At 48.5% G+C, this 14,541-nt stretch carries 18 protein-coding genes and 1 pseudogene; all 19 read left to right on the top strand.

The features are described 5' to 3' along the window. The first annotated feature begins 32 nt into the window (after positions 1 to 32). The 19 genes and pseudogenes from B5E77_RS03495 (at position 33) to B5E77_RS03585 (ending at position 14,517) form a co-directional block, all read left to right on the top strand. The gene (locus B5E77_RS03495) at positions 33 to 230 is read left to right on the top strand and encodes a spore coat associated protein CotJA (RefSeq protein ID WP_242963586.1); all 198 of its coding nucleotides are present in this window, start codon (positions 33 to 35) and stop codon (positions 228 to 230) included. Then, positions 227 to 643, top strand: coding sequence for a spore coat protein CotJB (locus B5E77_RS17205; RefSeq protein ID WP_242963588.1), 417 nt, complete (start codon positions 227 to 229; stop codon positions 641 to 643). Before B5E77_RS03495 ends, B5E77_RS17205 begins: the two co-directional genes overlap by 4 nt. Positions 644 to 663: 20 nt before the next feature. Continuing rightward, positions 664 to 1,329, top strand: coding sequence for a manganese catalase family protein (locus B5E77_RS03505; RefSeq protein ID WP_087164007.1), 666 nt, complete (start codon positions 664 to 666; stop codon positions 1,327 to 1,329). Between the two features lie 258 nt (positions 1,330 to 1,587). Next, complete coding sequence (locus B5E77_RS03510; RefSeq protein WP_087164008.1) at positions 1,588 to 2,592, top strand: DUF6017 domain-containing protein; 1,005 nt, start codon at positions 1,588 to 1,590, stop codon at positions 2,590 to 2,592. Between the two features lie 24 nt (positions 2,593 to 2,616). Next, the gene (locus B5E77_RS03515; protein ID WP_087164009.1) at positions 2,617 to 2,835 is read left to right on the top strand and encodes a DUF5348 domain-containing protein; all 219 of its coding nucleotides are present in this window, start codon (positions 2,617 to 2,619) and stop codon (positions 2,833 to 2,835) included. A gap of 84 nt (positions 2,836 to 2,919) precedes the next feature. After that, positions 2,920 to 3,402, top strand: a complete 483-nt coding sequence (locus B5E77_RS03520) for a PcfB family protein (RefSeq protein WP_087164010.1) — start codon at positions 2,920 to 2,922, stop codon at positions 3,400 to 3,402. A gap of 5 nt (positions 3,403 to 3,407) precedes the next feature. Continuing rightward, the gene (locus B5E77_RS03525; RefSeq protein ID WP_442911326.1) at positions 3,408 to 5,189 is read left to right on the top strand and encodes a VirD4-like conjugal transfer protein, CD1115 family; all 1,782 of its coding nucleotides are present in this window, start codon (positions 3,408 to 3,410) and stop codon (positions 5,187 to 5,189) included. Then, the gene (locus tag B5E77_RS16960) at positions 5,182 to 5,319 is read left to right on the top strand and encodes a hypothetical protein (RefSeq protein WP_162609631.1); all 138 of its coding nucleotides are present in this window, start codon (positions 5,182 to 5,184) and stop codon (positions 5,317 to 5,319) included. Before B5E77_RS03525 ends, B5E77_RS16960 begins: the two co-directional genes overlap by 8 nt. Continuing rightward, entirely contained in the window at positions 5,316 to 5,504 is a 189-nt protein-coding gene (locus B5E77_RS03530) for a hypothetical protein (RefSeq protein WP_087164012.1), read from the top strand. Before B5E77_RS16960 ends, B5E77_RS03530 begins: the two co-directional genes overlap by 4 nt. 187 nt (positions 5,505 to 5,691) lie before the next feature. Further along, positions 5,692 to 5,832, top strand: coding sequence for a Maff2 family mobile element protein (locus B5E77_RS03535; protein WP_072854061.1), 141 nt, complete (start codon positions 5,692 to 5,694; stop codon positions 5,830 to 5,832). A gap of 375 nt (positions 5,833 to 6,207) precedes the next feature. Continuing rightward, positions 6,208 to 8,127: a TetM/TetW/TetO/TetS family tetracycline resistance ribosomal protection protein gene (tet, locus tag B5E77_RS03540; protein WP_070087585.1), complete on the top strand. Its 1,920-nt coding sequence runs from the start codon at positions 6,208 to 6,210 to the stop codon at positions 8,125 to 8,127. Between the two features lie 190 nt (positions 8,128 to 8,317). Continuing rightward, positions 8,318 to 9,184, top strand: coding sequence for an AraC family transcriptional regulator (locus B5E77_RS03545; RefSeq protein WP_070087584.1), 867 nt, complete (start codon positions 8,318 to 8,320; stop codon positions 9,182 to 9,184). A gap of 203 nt (positions 9,185 to 9,387) precedes the next feature. After that, a pseudogene (locus tag B5E77_RS03555) lies at positions 9,388 to 9,701 on the top strand (sigma-70 family RNA polymerase sigma factor); the annotation flags it as partial. 62 nt (positions 9,702 to 9,763) lie between these two features. Further along, positions 9,764 to 10,582: a TrmH family RNA methyltransferase gene (locus tag B5E77_RS03560; protein WP_070087583.1), complete on the top strand. Its 819-nt coding sequence runs from the start codon at positions 9,764 to 9,766 to the stop codon at positions 10,580 to 10,582. A gap of 252 nt (positions 10,583 to 10,834) precedes the next feature. After that, positions 10,835 to 11,257: a sigma-70 family RNA polymerase sigma factor gene (locus B5E77_RS03565; protein ID WP_070087582.1), complete on the top strand. Its 423-nt coding sequence runs from the start codon at positions 10,835 to 10,837 to the stop codon at positions 11,255 to 11,257. After that, positions 11,250 to 11,447: a helix-turn-helix domain-containing protein gene (locus B5E77_RS03570; protein ID WP_070087581.1), complete on the top strand. Its 198-nt coding sequence runs from the start codon at positions 11,250 to 11,252 to the stop codon at positions 11,445 to 11,447. The genes B5E77_RS03565 and B5E77_RS03570 overlap by 8 nt, the downstream gene beginning before the upstream one ends. Positions 11,448 to 12,160: 713 nt before the next feature. Further along, positions 12,161 to 12,559: a plasmid mobilization protein gene (locus tag B5E77_RS03575; protein ID WP_070087580.1), complete on the top strand. Its 399-nt coding sequence runs from the start codon at positions 12,161 to 12,163 to the stop codon at positions 12,557 to 12,559. Then, complete coding sequence (locus B5E77_RS03580; RefSeq protein ID WP_070087579.1) at positions 12,531 to 14,141, top strand: relaxase/mobilization nuclease domain-containing protein; 1,611 nt, start codon at positions 12,531 to 12,533, stop codon at positions 14,139 to 14,141. The genes B5E77_RS03575 and B5E77_RS03580 overlap by 29 nt, the downstream gene beginning before the upstream one ends. Continuing rightward, on the top strand, positions 14,131 to 14,517 hold the full coding sequence (locus B5E77_RS03585; RefSeq protein ID WP_070087578.1) for a cysteine-rich VLP domain-containing protein: 387 nt from the start codon (positions 14,131 to 14,133) through the stop codon (positions 14,515 to 14,517). The genes B5E77_RS03580 and B5E77_RS03585 overlap by 11 nt, the downstream gene beginning before the upstream one ends. Positions 14,518 to 14,541: the final 24 nt, after the last annotated feature.

Below are 14,541 nucleotides of genomic sequence, written 5' to 3' on the forward strand. Positions count from 1 at the left end.
AATCTGGAACAAAGAATTGAAAGGAGTCTCTTATGGCAGACTGTCGAAATCAGGCGGCGACCGGACGCGGCTGCTCCAGAGAGTCTCTGCAGAGCATGCCTCTTGCCATGTCTTATGTGCCATGGCAGTTCTGGGGCCAGACCTGCGATCTGGAAAAAGCCCTTCAGTGCGGTACGATATTTCCCGAACTGAATAAACCATTTTTAGGAAAGCGGGGTGTTGTGCGATGATGCAGAATCAGAACCGTATGAATTCCTGCTTTGGCCCATACCAGAGGGCCGCTTCTTCCCAGCAGCAGGCAAACCAGCAGGGACGCTCCTCCATGTCCTGCCAGCAGCCGCAAAGCTGCGGCGGCGCTTCCTCTGCTCAGGCTCAGAATTTCTCCGGAGGGGCAAACAGACTTTCCAGGCAGCAGCTCATGAAAAACATCATGCTTTATGGATTTGCCTGCGTAGATGCGTCCCTGTACCTGGATACACATCCAGACGATGCGGAAGCGCTTTCCTATTTTAAAGAGCACAATCGTATTTACCAGGAAGCAGTAGAAGAATATTCCAAGACCTACGGCCCCCTTACCATCGCCCACGCACATCACTGCGGCGCTTACTGGAACTGGGTGGATCAGCCATGGCCCTGGCAATAGGAAGGAGGGAGTAAAAAGCTATGTTTAATTATGAAAAAAGACTTGAGTATCCGATTCATATAAAAGAGACAAATCCAAGACTTGCAAAGGCGATCATCACACAGTATGGCGGCCCCGACGGGGAGCTCGGTGCTTCTATGCGGTATCTGTCCCAACGGTATACGATGCCGTATAAGGAATGTATGGCGCTGCTTACGGATATCGGGACGGAGGAGCTCGGCCACTTCGAAATGATTGCCACCATCGTCCACCAGCTCACCCGCAACATGTCCATGGAGGAACTGAAGGCCTCCGGCTTTGACGACTATTACGTAGACCACACCCTGGGACTCTGGCCGCAGGCGGCATCGGGCGTGCCGTTTTCCGCGACGATGTTCCAGTCTACAGGCGATCCCATCACAGACCTGAGCGAGGATATGGCAGCAGAGCAGAAGGCCCGCACCACATACGACAACATTCTGCGCCTCTCCGTGGATTCTCCGGATGTAACCGACGCCATACGCTTCCTGCGCGCGAGGGAAATCGTGCACTTTCAGCGCTTCGGCGAAGCAAAACGGGAAGATTGTAGTAAAATCCAAAGGCGCGGAAAGCCCACAAATTCAGCACTTTTGGAAAGTCACTATCAATCAGAACATTTGCAGGACATAGGCATGAGCCGCCCTATCTGCTGCTATACCTCAAAATGAAGATGATACATGAGATAGGACGAGCTATTTTTCTTACAACTGAATATCGAACCGCAAAGGCGGCGTTTCCCACTTCCAACCCGGAAGAACAGGAACGCCGCTTTTTTTATGCCCTCATGTTACGCAGTAGGGGCAGAAAAAGCCTTGATTTATGCGGCTTCCAGAGCGCGAAAACAGGGAAGCAAAGGAAAGATACCTTTCCCCCTCAAATCCGCGTTCTACTGCGTAACAAATCCACAGCAAAGGAGCTGATAAGCTATGGCAGTTTTCAGAGTGGAACGCAACACGGGATATACCGTAATGAGCAACCACCACTTACGCAACAAGGAGCTTACCTTGAAAGCAAAGGGCTTGTTGTCGCAAATGCTCTCACTTCCCGAAGATTGGGACTATACCCTTGCGGGGCTGTCCCATATCAACCGGGAGAAAATCGACGCTATCCGGGAAGCGGTGCGGGAACTGGAACGCGCCGGGTATATCGTCCGTTCAAGGGAACGCGACGCAAAAGGACGCCTGCGGGGTGCCGATTATGTGATTTATGAGCAGCCACAGCTACCGCCTAAACCGGATTTTCCTACGTTGGAAAATCCAACATTGGAAAATCCAACGCAGGAAAACCCTACGTTGGAAAAACCTACGCAGGAAAATCCAATGCAATTAAATAAAGAAGTACAAAGAACTAATCTATCAAAAAAAGAAAAATCAAATACTGATACACAAAGTACCCATTCCATTCCTATCCTTTCCCCTGACCCCTCTCCCTTGGAGAAGCAGGAGGCAACAGCCAACGGCAGCGCAAGCGCAGCCGGGGAACGGAAACGAAAGGAACCGGACGACGCATACCGGGTATATGAGGAAATCTTAAAAGACAACATCTGCTATGACATTCTCAAACAGGATATGCCCTACGACCATGACCGGATAGACGAAATCGTTGACCTTATCCTTGAAACCGTCTGCACAAGGCGCAGGACAATCCGTATTGCCGGGGACGACTACCCGGCAGAGCTTGTAAAGTCAAAGTTTATGAAACTGGACAGCGAACATATCCGGTTCGTCCTTGACTGTATGCGGGAGAACACCACGAAGATACGCAACATCAAGCAGTACCTACGGGCGGCACTGTTCAACGCGCCGTCCACTATCGGAAACTATTACACTTCCCTTGTCGCCCACGACATGGCAAGCGGCGCACTGGCTCCGCGAAAGCCCCGGTTTGGCGACCCGGATTATTATTCATGCAACGAGGGCGAAAGCCTGTAAAACAAACATAAGGAGGATTTTTCTATGGCACAGAGAACCGGAGCATTGGTATTTGACGAGCTGACTGACCGTTACGACATTCGCTTTGACCTTTCCGACTATTACGGGGGTTTGCATTGCGGCGACTGTCTGGAGGTGTTCGTAAGGGGCAAGTGGAAGCCGACCCGCATGGAGTACGGACAGAACTGGTATCTGGTAGGGGTACGCGCCGAGGACTTGAACGGGCTTAGGGTACGGATTTAATAAAACGGCAGGCACAGGGCAACCGGGAAACGGCTGCCCTTTCTTTCTGCCCGGAAACAGACTTTTGCGAAAGGAGGACGAGAATTGCAGGAGGAAGTCAACGAAAAAGTGATTGCCCTGTCCATCAAGACCGGGAAGCTGTCTGCGGAAGTGCTGCAAAAATCTATGAAATTTTTTCTCTCACAGGTAAAGAAACAGGCAAACAAGCGGCAAATGCCCCACGGCAAGCAGACCCTAAAGCAGCTTATGAAACAGAACGCAGGCGTTTCCAATATCGAAATCACGAAGGACAATATCAAAGCCTTTGAGAGTACCGCGAAGAAATACGGGATTGATTTTGCGCTGAAAAAGGACGCGGCGGAAAGCCCGCCCCGATACCTTGTTTTCTTTAAGGCACGGGACGCTGACGCGCTGACCGCAGCCTTTAAGGAGTTTTCCGCAAAGAAGCTCTCACGGGAGCAGAAGCCCTCTATCCGAAAAGCGTTAGCCGCGTTCCGGGATAAGGCGAAGCAGCTTAACGCCAACCGGGAGAAAGTCAAGAAAAAGGAAAGGGGGATTGACCGTTGAACAGGATAGACTTGAAAAAGCTGATTATCCCGAATATCCCCTATCTGCTCTTTGTCTGGCTCTTTGACAAGGCGGCGCAGGCGTTTAGGCTGTCGCCGGGGGCTGACCTGTCGGGAAAGCTGCTTGCCCTTGGGACGGGATTTTCCGCAGCCTTATCTAACGCCGCGCCGAGCTTACACCCTATGGACTTGCTTATCGGCATAGCGGGGGCGGTGCTTATCCGGCTGATTGTCTATTTCAAGGGCAAGAACGCGAAAAAATATAGGCGCGGCATGGAATACGGTTCTGCACGTTGGGGCAACGCCGAGGATATAAAGCCGTATGTAGACCCGGTGTTTGAAAACAACGTCATTCTGACCCAGACCGAACGGCTGATGATGAGTAGCCGCCCGAAGCAGCCAAAGTACGCAAGGAATAAAAATATCCTTGTAATCGGCGGCTCCGGCAGCGGCAAGACGAGGTTTTTTGTGAAGCCGAACCTTATGCAAATGCACAGCTCCTATGTTGTCACAGACCCGAAAGGAACCGTATTAGTCGAGTGCGGGAAGCTCCTGCAACGGGGCGTCTATAAGATAAAAGTGCTGAATACCATAAACTTCAAGAAAAGTATGCACTATAACCCGTTCGCCTATATCCGCAGCGAGAAAGACATTCTGAAACTGGTAAATACCATAATCGCCAACACCAAAGGCGACGGGGAAAAATCCGGGGAGGATTTCTGGGTAAAGTCCGAACGGCTCTTTTACTGCGCCCTTATCGGCTATATCTGGTATGAAGCCCCGGAGGACGAGAAAAACTTCACGACGCTGCTTGAAATGATAAATGCGTCGGAAGCCCGCGAGGACGACCCGGAATTTCAGTCCCCGGTTGACCTCATGTTTGAACGTCTGGAAGAAAAAGACCCGGAACACTTTGCCGTAAGGCAGTATAAGAAATTCCTGTTAAGCGCGGGCAAGACACGTTCCTCAATCCTTATTTCCTGCGGGGCGCGGCTTGCCCCCTTTGACATACGGGAGCTGCGGGAGCTTCTGGAAACCGACGAAATGGAGCTTGACACACTGGGCGACCGGAAAACGGCACTGTTCGTTATCATCAGCGACACCGACGACACCTTTAACTTTGTCGTGTCTATCCTTTACACGCAGCTTTTCAACCTGTTGTGCGACAAAGCCGACGACGTGTACGGCGGGCGGCTGCCCGTCCATGTGCGCTGCCTGCTTGACGAGTTTGCCAATATCGGGCAGATACCGAAGTTTGAAAAGCTGATTGCCACGATACGGAGCCGGGAAATCTCCGCTTCTATCATTCTGCAAAGTCAATCGCAGCTAAAGGCAATCTATAAGGACAACGCTGACACGATTGTAGGGAATTGCGACACAACCCTTTTCTTGGGCGGCAAGGAAAAAAGCACCCTCAAAGAAATATCGGAAATTTTAGGCAAGGAAACCATAGACAGCTTCAACACGTCCGAAACGCGGGGGCGGGAGCTTTCCCACGGCATGAACTACCAAAAGCTGGGAAAGGAGCTTATGACGCAGGACGAGATCGCCGTTATGGACGGCGGCAAGTGCATTTTACAGGTGCGCGGGGTGCGCCCGTTCTTTTCCGACAAGTACGACATAACGAAGCACCCGAAATACAGGTACCTTTCCGACTACGATAAGAAGAACGCTTTTGATGTGGAGCGGTACATGAAACGCCGCCCCGCAATCGTGAAGTCGGAGGAACCCTTTGACTGTTACGAAATCAGCGAAGCGGATTTGCAGGAGGGCGCAGGGAATGAATGAGCGCACCGGGACAAAACCCGCAGGACACAAAAAGAAAGTCATTTCCCTTGCTGACGAACGGAAGCGGCGGGAAATGCAGGAGCTTGTTAAACTGTTTGAACAATTTTATGCAAGGAAGGTCAAGCCATGAACAGACGTATCAGAAAGAAAGTAGCAAAGCGCAGGATTGAAAAAGCTATTCGCGGGCTGATTGATTATGCGCTTGAACAGGCGCAGAAAGAGGAAGAAATCAAACGCCGTTTACTGGAAAGCTATGACCGCTATTACAGAGAACGGACACAGAGAAAGGAGGAATTACAGCAACCGACTACATAAACATTGGCTACATGATACGCGCACCCACTGGAAAATCCATGTTCCCCACGCTTACAACTGAATACCGCTGCGCCGCAGGATTTCAAGCGGCGCGGGGACTTATGACCGCGGCAGTTACCAAAACTGACCGCCGTTTTTTATGCCCTTTTTCGGGCAGCCGCAAAACGCGGCAGGAAAGGAGAATTTCATGGAATTTTTCAACAGCGCAGTAGATGTATTGCAGACCCTTGTTATCGCACTGGGAGCCGGACTTGGTATCTGGGGCGTGATTAACCTTTTGGAGGGCTACGGAAACGACAATCCAGGTGCAAATGCTCATGTGTCATAAAGAAACACACAAGAGATTGATAGACAGCAGCCTACTATTCCGTAAATTTTGTTTCAGGACTTTCTTTTTCAATGCCGATATGCTATAATATTTCTATTCCAAGTAAGGAGTTAAAAATATGCGGCAAGGTATTCTTAATTAACTATAATCAAATAGTGGGAACAAAGAATTGTAACCGTCCCTTGCAAGGGGCTTAGTTTTTTGTACCCTTTTTAAGAATACTTTTGCCTTATATATTTGACATATCAAAAGAGCGACCGCTGCTTGCAGTGCGTTGTATGTATGTGTATGTCTATTCGCTATATCCCCAGCGGTAAAAGTATTTTGCTGCTGGGGATTTTTATGCCCTTTGGGGGCTGAATGGAGGACAAACACATGAAAATAATCAATATCGGCATTCTTGCTCATGTAGACGCAGGAAAAACGACTTTGACAGAAAGCCTGCTCTATACCAGCGGAGCCGTTCCGGAATTAGGGAGTGTAGATAAGGGAACAACGCGGACAGACACCATGCTGTTGGAACGCCAGCGTGGGATTACCATTCAAACGGCCGTCACTTCTTTCGGCTGGAAGAATTATAAGATCAATATTGTCGATACCCCCGGCCATATGGACTTTTTGGCGGAAGTATATCGCTCACTTGCTGTTCTTGACGGAGCAATTTTAGTAGTTTCCGCAAAGGACGGCGTGCAGGCACAAACACGGGTACTGTTCCATGCGCTCCAGAAAATGAAAATCCCAACGATTATTTTTGTAAATAAGATAGACCAGGAGGGCATTGACTTACAGAGCGTTTATCAAAATATCAGAGAAAAACTTTCTGATGATGTCATGGTTATGCAAGATGTTTCGCTCACTCCGGAAGTGTCTCTGACAGACATTGAGGATATAGAAAAATGGGATTCTATTATTGCTGGAAATGATGAACTTTTGGAAAAATATATTGCGGGGGAACCTTTGAAAATACAAGATTTACAGAGGGAGAAATGCAGAAGAATGCAAAACGGTTCCCTGTTTCCTATTTATCATGGGAGTGCAAAGAACAATATCGGAACTGAAAAGCTGATTGAAGTGATTGCAGAAACATTTACTTCTGGTGCGGACAACGATCAATCCGAGCTATGCGGAAGCGTTTTTAAAATCGAGTACACAGACCAGAAAAAGCGGCTCGTTTATTTGCGGTTATACAGCGGGACACTTCATTTACGGGATACGATTCTCCTGCCCCAAAATCAAAAACTAAAAATCACAGAAATGAGGATTCCGTCAAACGGAGAGATTATACCGGCGGACACAGCCTGTTGCGGAGAAATTGTTATTTTGACCAATGACACTCTGAAGCTGAATGATACTCTCGGAAATGTAGAACTTTTGCCGCGCAAGGCATGGGAAAAAAATCCGATTCCTTTGCTTCGGACGACGGTGGAGCCGCAAAATCAGGAACAAAGAGACCTCCTGCTGAATGCCCTGACGGAAATTGCAGATACAGATCCGCTGTTGCATTACTATGTGGATACGATAACGCATGAAATCATCATTTCTTTTTTAGGAAAAGTCCAGTTAGAGGTTGTATGCTCTCTGTTAGTAGAGCGATACCATGTGAACATAAATGTGAAAGAACCTACGGTCATTTATCTGGAAAGGCCATTAAAAACAGCCAGTTACACGATTCATATTGAAGTGCCGCCGAATCCGTTTTGGGCATCCATTGGCTTAACTGTAACGCCACTTCCTGCCGGAAGTGGAACCCGGTTTAAAAGCAAAGTATCTCTCGGCTATTTAAACCAAAGTTTTCAAAATGCCGTTATGGAAGGGGTGCGTTATGGAATGGAGCAAGGCTTATACGGTTGGGAAGTGACAGATTGTGAAATTTGTTTTGACTATGGAGTTTATTACAGTCCAGTTAGTACCCCCGCAGATTTTCGTTCCCTTGCTCCTATCGTGTTAGAACAGGCATTGAAAAGAGCAGGAACACAATTATTGGAACCATACCTTTCCTTTACCCTTTTTGCACCGCAGGAATATATTTCACGGGCTTATAATGACGCACCGAAGTATTGTGCAGTGATTGAATCAACCTTGCTTAAAAATGATGAAGTTATTTTTACGGGAGAAATCCCCGCCCGCTGCATCGGCGAATATAGGAATGATTTAAATTTTTATACAAATGGGAGAAGCGTCTGCCTTACCGAATTAAAAGGGTACCAAGAAATTTCCGGGGAGCCTGTATTGCAGCCACGCCGTCCTAACAGCCGTTTAGATAAGGTTCGGCATATGTTTCAGAAAATAACGTAATATTTTGTGCGTTATCACGGATAAAAATCTTTGAATATAAGGAGAGTCTATGTTAGTTTTGTTTTCAAGTCGGTTTTGTGTAAACTTATATTGAGCAAACGGCCTTTATTTATAACCCGACTAATTTTGTATGCTAATGTCGAGCATATCTTTCTAAATTGTGATATTCTTATTCGGAAGGAGGGGCAATGTGTTAAAGAAATTGAATGACGCGATGGACTATATTGAAGCGCACCTGGAGGACGAGTTTTTACTTGAGAAGATTTCTGAGCATATAAATGTTTCAGATTATCATTTTAGAAAAATATTTTTTGCGCTTACCAATATGACGCTGAATGAGTATGTAAAAAACAGACGACTTTCAGAAGCTAACAAAGAATTGTTGCAGGGGGCGCAGGTAACAGATGTCGCTTATCAATATGGGTATCAATCCGTAGACGGATTTACACGTGCCTTTAAAAAATGGAGCGGTATCTTACCGTCACAAGTCGCAAAGTTGAAACAATGTAAATCATGCCAAAAGTTACAATTTGTTGTAACTATGAAGGGAGGAACTTTAATGGAATATAAAATTGTTGAAAAACCTGCTTTTACGTTTGCAGGTGTAAGTAAACGAGTGCCGTTACAATATGAGGGAGTAAACAACGCTATTTTGGAACTGGCACAAAGCATAACACAGGAACAGAAAGAAGAAATGCACCGGTTGCAAAACATTGAGCCATATGAAACTGTAAATGTTTCCTATGAATCAGATACGAACTTTCTTGAAGAAGCTGGTGAATTAACGCATTTAATTGGAGTTTTAACAACTAAAAATGACATTAGCAGTAATCTGGACACATTTCCTGTTAAAGCTCATACGTGGGCAGTTTTTCCAAATGAAGGAATCTTCCCGTTTACTTTGCAGGATACAATGGCAAGAATCTACTCCGAATGGTTTATGACGGCAGATTATGAACTGGCAGAGCCGTTTTCTTTCTCTTTTACAAAAATGGACGACAAAAAGCCCAACTACGCATACAGTGAAATTTGGATTCCAGTAACAAAAAAAGAATAAGCAATTACACTCAAATAGGAAAGCCAGCCGAGCCAGCGGGCAGTCAAGATAAACGGCGCATATGCGCCGCTGTTGACAGCCCCGCCCGCCTTTGCTGGTAGGCAATCAAGGGGCGACAGCAAGGGGTGCTGCCGCCCTCTGATATTATAAATGAAACCCGTCAACCATACAACGCCCTATGTGGGAGAAAGGGGGAATCATCTATGCCTTGCACAGAAGCATACAAAGAACACATCATGTACACGTTCAATGGCTTTGCAAGACCGTCATACACTATGCGGCTATCAACGCATGGCGTGACAGGAGCAGACGGCGGCAAAAAGAAATATCCCTTGAATACCTCACAGAAGAAAAGTTTTACCCTTTAGGCACAACAGACGAATATTTTGAAGCACCCCATGAAGAACACCCTATAACGATATGCGGTCAGGCAGTTATCCTCACCAATGGAAAACTTGCCGCCGTCCTGTTATCCCTGCCACAGAAAAACCGGGAAATCATTTTCCCTTATTTTTTCAAAAATGGGCTTACAATGGGTGAAAAATTCGAAAACCAAAGTATGATGAGGCAGGTATTGAAATGAAAGTTGTTTCTATATTAAATAAAAATAATGATTACCAGAGATTTGAAGTATTGAAGCATAATCGAAATAAAAGATATAAATATAATCAATTTATTGTTGAAGGCGTAAGAAGTTTAAATGAAGCGGTTAAAAATAACTGGAAGATTATTTCTTTTATTTATGACAAGAATAATCTGTCAGGCTGGGCAAAACATATGATAGAAACAGTAAAAACAGAAGTCAATTATACTCTTACGGCACAGTTGCTAAAGGAATTAAGTGGAAAAGAAGAAACTTCTGAATTATTGGCTATTATTGAAATGAGGGAAGACAGGTTAGAAAATGTTGCGTTATCTTCCAATCCATTTATTGTGTTATTTGACAGGCCCTCTAATAAAGGAAATTTAGGTACGATGATACGTTCATGTGATGCGTTGGGAGTAGATATGTTGATAATTACTGGACATGCGGTTGATTTGTATGAGCCTGATGTAATTGTTTCGGCGATGGGTTCTTTTTTCAATCTTCCGGTGATTCGAATCATTCACAATGAGGATTTATATAAATTCGTTGAAAGCCTTAGAATAAAATACCCTGGCTTTAAGATCATAGGCACAACAGCCCACCACGAAAAGCCTATCTATCATGAGGACTTGAAAACCCCGGTTATGTTAATGATGGGAAATGAAACCATGGGATTAAATAAGGCATTTAAGGAATATTGTGATGTTTTATGTACGATTCCTATGGCTGAAGATTCCTATGCCAGTTCTTTCAATGTCAGTTGTGCTGCATCTATAATGATGTATGAAATAGTAAGACAACGAATGAATTAGACAGCATAACCCTTTTGAGAGTGAGCCAGAGAAAAGGGAGGAGCAGGCGTTCTACCTCAAAAGTCTGCAAATAAAAAAAGAATAAGCAATTACACTCAAATGGCAAAGCCAGCCGAGCCAGTCAACAGTCAAGATGAACGGCGCATATGCGCCGCCGTTGACAGCCCCGCCCGCCTTTGCAGATAGGCAATCAAGGGGCGACAGCAAGGAGTGCTGCCGCCCCGCACTATTATTCAGAGAGGGGGAATTTCCATGACCGAAGATGAAGCCTACAAAGTGCATATCCAGTACACATTCAATGCCTTTTGCAAGATTGTCATTCGTCACGCAGCCATAGATATAATCTTAAAGCTGCGCCGGAGGTGGGAACGGGAAGTTTCTCTTGACTATCTGATGAATGAGAAGTTTGTCCAGCTTGCCGAACCGGAGCAGCTTGAAGAATATCTTTTTACCGCCTGCGGCCAGACCGCCGTTCTGTACCATGCGGAACTTGCCGCCGCCCTTGCCCTCTTGCCGGAGCAGACACAGGAAGAGATTTTCCGTTACTATTTCCTGCGCCAGCCGCAGCGAGTGATCGGCGTACATATTGGCCGGACACGCAGCACAGCGGGGCGGCATATCCAGCTTGCCTTGCAGCGGCTACGGCGGCTCATGGAGGGAAAAGACCATGAGTAAACTTCTCCCCTATGAAACAATCGTCAAAGCCCATGAGGGCGACCCGGACGCAATCGACACCGTCCTTTCCCACTATGCCGGATATATCCGCTACTTTTCCAAAGTACACGGTCAGGTTAACGCCGAGGTTGAGGAATATGTGAAGCAGCAGCTAATCTCCGCACTATTCAAGTTTCGCTTTGACCGATAAGCCCCAAAACTGAATACCAGCCGCCCACCAGCGGCCAGTGAAAGCAGTAAGTCTGAAAAAGATTTGCTGCTTTTTTTGTTGTCCATTTGGCAAAATCGCAAAGTCACCCGTAGTAGGTAGGTGAAGCCAGAAAAAGCTGCCTGCTCCGTTTGGCAAATTTCAAAACGCAGTGTTGTAGGGAGTGAAAGGAAAAATTCTCTGCCCCGTAGGTTGCCAAAATCCTGTTTCCCGGATTACTAAGGCAAAAGAAAATTTGAAAAATCCCCGGACAGCGGGTAGCTGGCGGCCTTTTGAATGTATCTTTGGCGAAAGAAAAAAAAGACCGCGCACAGCGGGCTGAAAGCCCCGCCCCGTTCGCTCTATGTACGGAAAAGCCCGGACAGGGGCAGTCTGCGGCTTACTAAGAGCAAGTTTCTACCACGGTGCCAAAATCCGCAATTCTGCGGTTTTGCCCCTCGCGGGAAACTTGTTGGGGAGTGCCTTCCCCAAACCCTGCTATACGCCCTTACGGGCGAAAAAGCTGAAAACAGTTTTTGTTATTTTCCAAAAAGTTGCCCAATGGGAGGTATAGAGGGATTTTTCTGCCGAAATGCAAAAAAAAGTTTTTGTAATTTCCCGAAAAGTTAAGCAATGGGAGGAGTGAGAGGAAATTTTCTCCGCCCAAAATCCGAAAAAAGTCAGCAATAAGAATAGTGAGAGGAGGTTTTCAGCCTATGCGAAAGAAATACAACACGCCCCACCGCAGCCGCGTTGTGAAAACCCGGCTGTCCGAAGATGAATACGCCGACTTCACAGCGCGGCTTGCGCCCTATGGTATCAGCCAGTCGGAATTTCTCCGGCAGGCGATACGGCGCACGACCATACGCCCCGTTGTCCATGTATCGGCGGTCAATGATGAACTGCTCTCCGCTGTCGGGAAGCTGGCCGCCGAGTACGGCAGGATCGGCGGCAACCTCAATCAGATTGCCCGGTATCTGAACGAGTACGGCTCACCCTACAATGCGCTGTCCGGCGAGGTACGCGCCGCCATAGCCGACCTTGCCGCCCTCAAGTATGAAGTCCTCAAGAAAGTAGGTGACGCAGTTGGCAACACTCAAGCATATCAACTCTAAAAACGCCGACTACGGAGCCGCCGAACAATATCTTCTCTTTGAGCATGACGAGTTTACCATGAAGCCCGTCCTTGATGAAACCGGCAGGCTTATCCCCCGCGAGGACTACCGGCTGTCAACGCTGAACTGCGGCGGGGAGGATTTTGCCGTTGCCTGTATGCGGGCAAATCTCCGCTATGGGAAGAACCAGCGGCGGGAAGATGTGAAAAGCCACCACTATATCATCAGCTTTGACCCACGGGACGGGCCGGACAACGGCTTGACCGTAGACCGGGCGCAGGCATTGGGCGAGAAGTTTTGCGCCGAGCATTTCCCCGGCCACCAAGCCCTTGTATGCACCCACCCGGACGGCCACAACCACAGCGGCAATATCCATGTGCATATCGTCATTAACAGCCTGCGGATAGAGGAAGTACCGTTCCTGCCCTACATGGACAGGCCAGCCGACACGAAAGCCGGCTGCAAGCACCGCTGTACCGACGCTGCCTTGCGCTACTTCAAATCCGAAGTCATGGAGATGTGCCACCGGGAGGGGCTTTACCAAATCGACCTCTTGAACGGCAGCAAGAACCGCGTGACCGACCGGGAGTATTGGGCGCAGAAAAAGGGACAGGCTGCGCTGGACAAGCAGAACGCCCCCATGATTGCAGGCGGTATCACGCCCCGGCAGACCAAGTTTGAAACGAACAAGGAGAAGCTGCGGCAGACCATACGGAAAGCCCTTGCCACCGCCGCCAGCTTTGACGAATTTTCCTCTCTGCTGCTGCGGGAGGGCGTGACCGTCAAGGAGAGCCGGGGGCGGCTGTCCTATCTCACGCCGGACAGGACAAAGCCCATTACCGCCCGGAAGCTGGGCGACGACTTTGACCGCACCGCTGTCCTTTCCGTTTTGGAGCAGAACGCCGCCAGAGCCACAGAAAAGGCCGCAGCCATACTCGAATACCCCCGGCATGGGAACACAAAAGCCCCACAAACCGCCCCGAAGCAGGACGGTGTGCAGCGGCTTGTGGACATTGAGCAGAAAATGGCCGAGGGCAAAGGCCGGGGCTATGAACGCTGGGCGACCATGCACAACCTCAAACAAATGGCCGCGACGCTGAATGTGTATCAGGAATACGGCTTTACTTCCCCGGAGCAGTTAGAAGCCGCCGTTGATACCGCCTATCAGGAAATGCGCCAGACCAGCGGCGAACTGAAAGCACTGGAAACGAAGCTACAAGGGAAAAAGGAGTTGCAGCAACAGGTACTTGCCTATGCCAAGACCAAGCCCACCCGCGACGGGCTGAAAGCGCAGAAATCCGAGAAAGCCCGCGCCGCCTACCGGCAGGCAAACGAGAGCGATTTTATCATAGCCGAAGCCGCCGCCCGGTATTTCAAGGCGCATGGCATCACCAAGCTGCCCGCCCGGAAAGCGTTGCAGGCCGAGATCGAGCAGCTTATCTCCGAGAAAGACGGCCTGTATAACACCTACCACGAACAGAAACAGCGGTTCAAGGAGTTGCAGACCGTCAAGCGGAACATCGACCAGATTTTGCGCCGGGAGGAACCCCACCGCAGAAAGGAGCAGAGCCATGAGCGATAACCTGCCCCGCATGGACTACCGCCAGCACCGGCGGGCGCGGCGGCTGGTACATGAGTGCTGTAACTACGACGAGGGAAACTGCCTGCTGTTAGACGACGGGGAGCCTTGCGTGTGCGTCCAAAGCATTTCCCTTTCCCTCATGTGCCGCTGGTTCCGTGTGGCTGTCCTGCCCCTTGACGGGGAACTGGCCGCAGCCCTCTTGTACCGGGGGAGCCGGAAACGGTGTGAGGTCTGCGGGGCGGCATTTGTCCCCAAATCCAACCGGGGAAAATACTGCCCCGACTGCGCCGGACGCATGAAGAAACTCAAAGCCGCCGAGAGAAAGCGGAAACAAAGGCAGAAATGTCACGCTTTAGAGCCTTTCAAACCCGCATGAATCAAGGTTTTTTTCGTGAGTGTC

Origin of the sequence: Lachnoclostridium sp. An131, assembly GCF_002160825.1 — a bacterium.
In the GTDB taxonomy this organism is placed as follows: domain Bacteria; phylum Bacillota; class Clostridia; order Lachnospirales; family Lachnospiraceae; genus Laedolimicola.

Coding starts and splice junctions, on each gene's coding strand:
- B5E77_RS03535 (WP_072854061.1), top strand. CDS start 5,692: ATGGAATTTTTCAACAGCGCAGTAGATGTATTGCAGACCCTTGTTATC.
- tet (WP_070087585.1), top strand. CDS start 6,208: ATGAAAATAATCAATATCGGCATTCTTGCTCATGTAGACGCAGGAAAA.
- B5E77_RS03560 (WP_070087583.1), top strand. CDS start 9,764: ATGAAAGTTGTTTCTATATTAAATAAAAATAATGATTACCAGAGATTT.
- B5E77_RS03510 (WP_087164008.1), top strand. CDS start 1,588: ATGGCAGTTTTCAGAGTGGAACGCAACACGGGATATACCGTAATGAGC.
- B5E77_RS03570 (WP_070087581.1), top strand. CDS start 11,250: ATGAGTAAACTTCTCCCCTATGAAACAATCGTCAAAGCCCATGAGGGC.
- B5E77_RS03565 (WP_070087582.1), top strand. CDS start 10,835: ATGACCGAAGATGAAGCCTACAAAGTGCATATCCAGTACACATTCAAT.
- B5E77_RS17205 (WP_242963588.1), top strand. CDS start 227: ATGATGCAGAATCAGAACCGTATGAATTCCTGCTTTGGCCCATACCAG.
- B5E77_RS03495 (WP_242963586.1), top strand. CDS start 33: ATGGCAGACTGTCGAAATCAGGCGGCGACCGGACGCGGCTGCTCCAGA.
- B5E77_RS03505 (WP_087164007.1), top strand. CDS start 664: ATGTTTAATTATGAAAAAAGACTTGAGTATCCGATTCATATAAAAGAG.
- B5E77_RS03575 (WP_070087580.1), top strand. CDS start 12,161: ATGCGAAAGAAATACAACACGCCCCACCGCAGCCGCGTTGTGAAAACC.
- B5E77_RS16960 (WP_162609631.1), top strand. CDS start 5,182: ATGAATGAGCGCACCGGGACAAAACCCGCAGGACACAAAAAGAAAGTC.
- B5E77_RS03585 (WP_070087578.1), top strand. CDS start 14,131: ATGAGCGATAACCTGCCCCGCATGGACTACCGCCAGCACCGGCGGGCG.
- B5E77_RS03515 (WP_087164009.1), top strand. CDS start 2,617: ATGGCACAGAGAACCGGAGCATTGGTATTTGACGAGCTGACTGACCGT.
- B5E77_RS03530 (WP_087164012.1), top strand. CDS start 5,316: ATGAACAGACGTATCAGAAAGAAAGTAGCAAAGCGCAGGATTGAAAAA.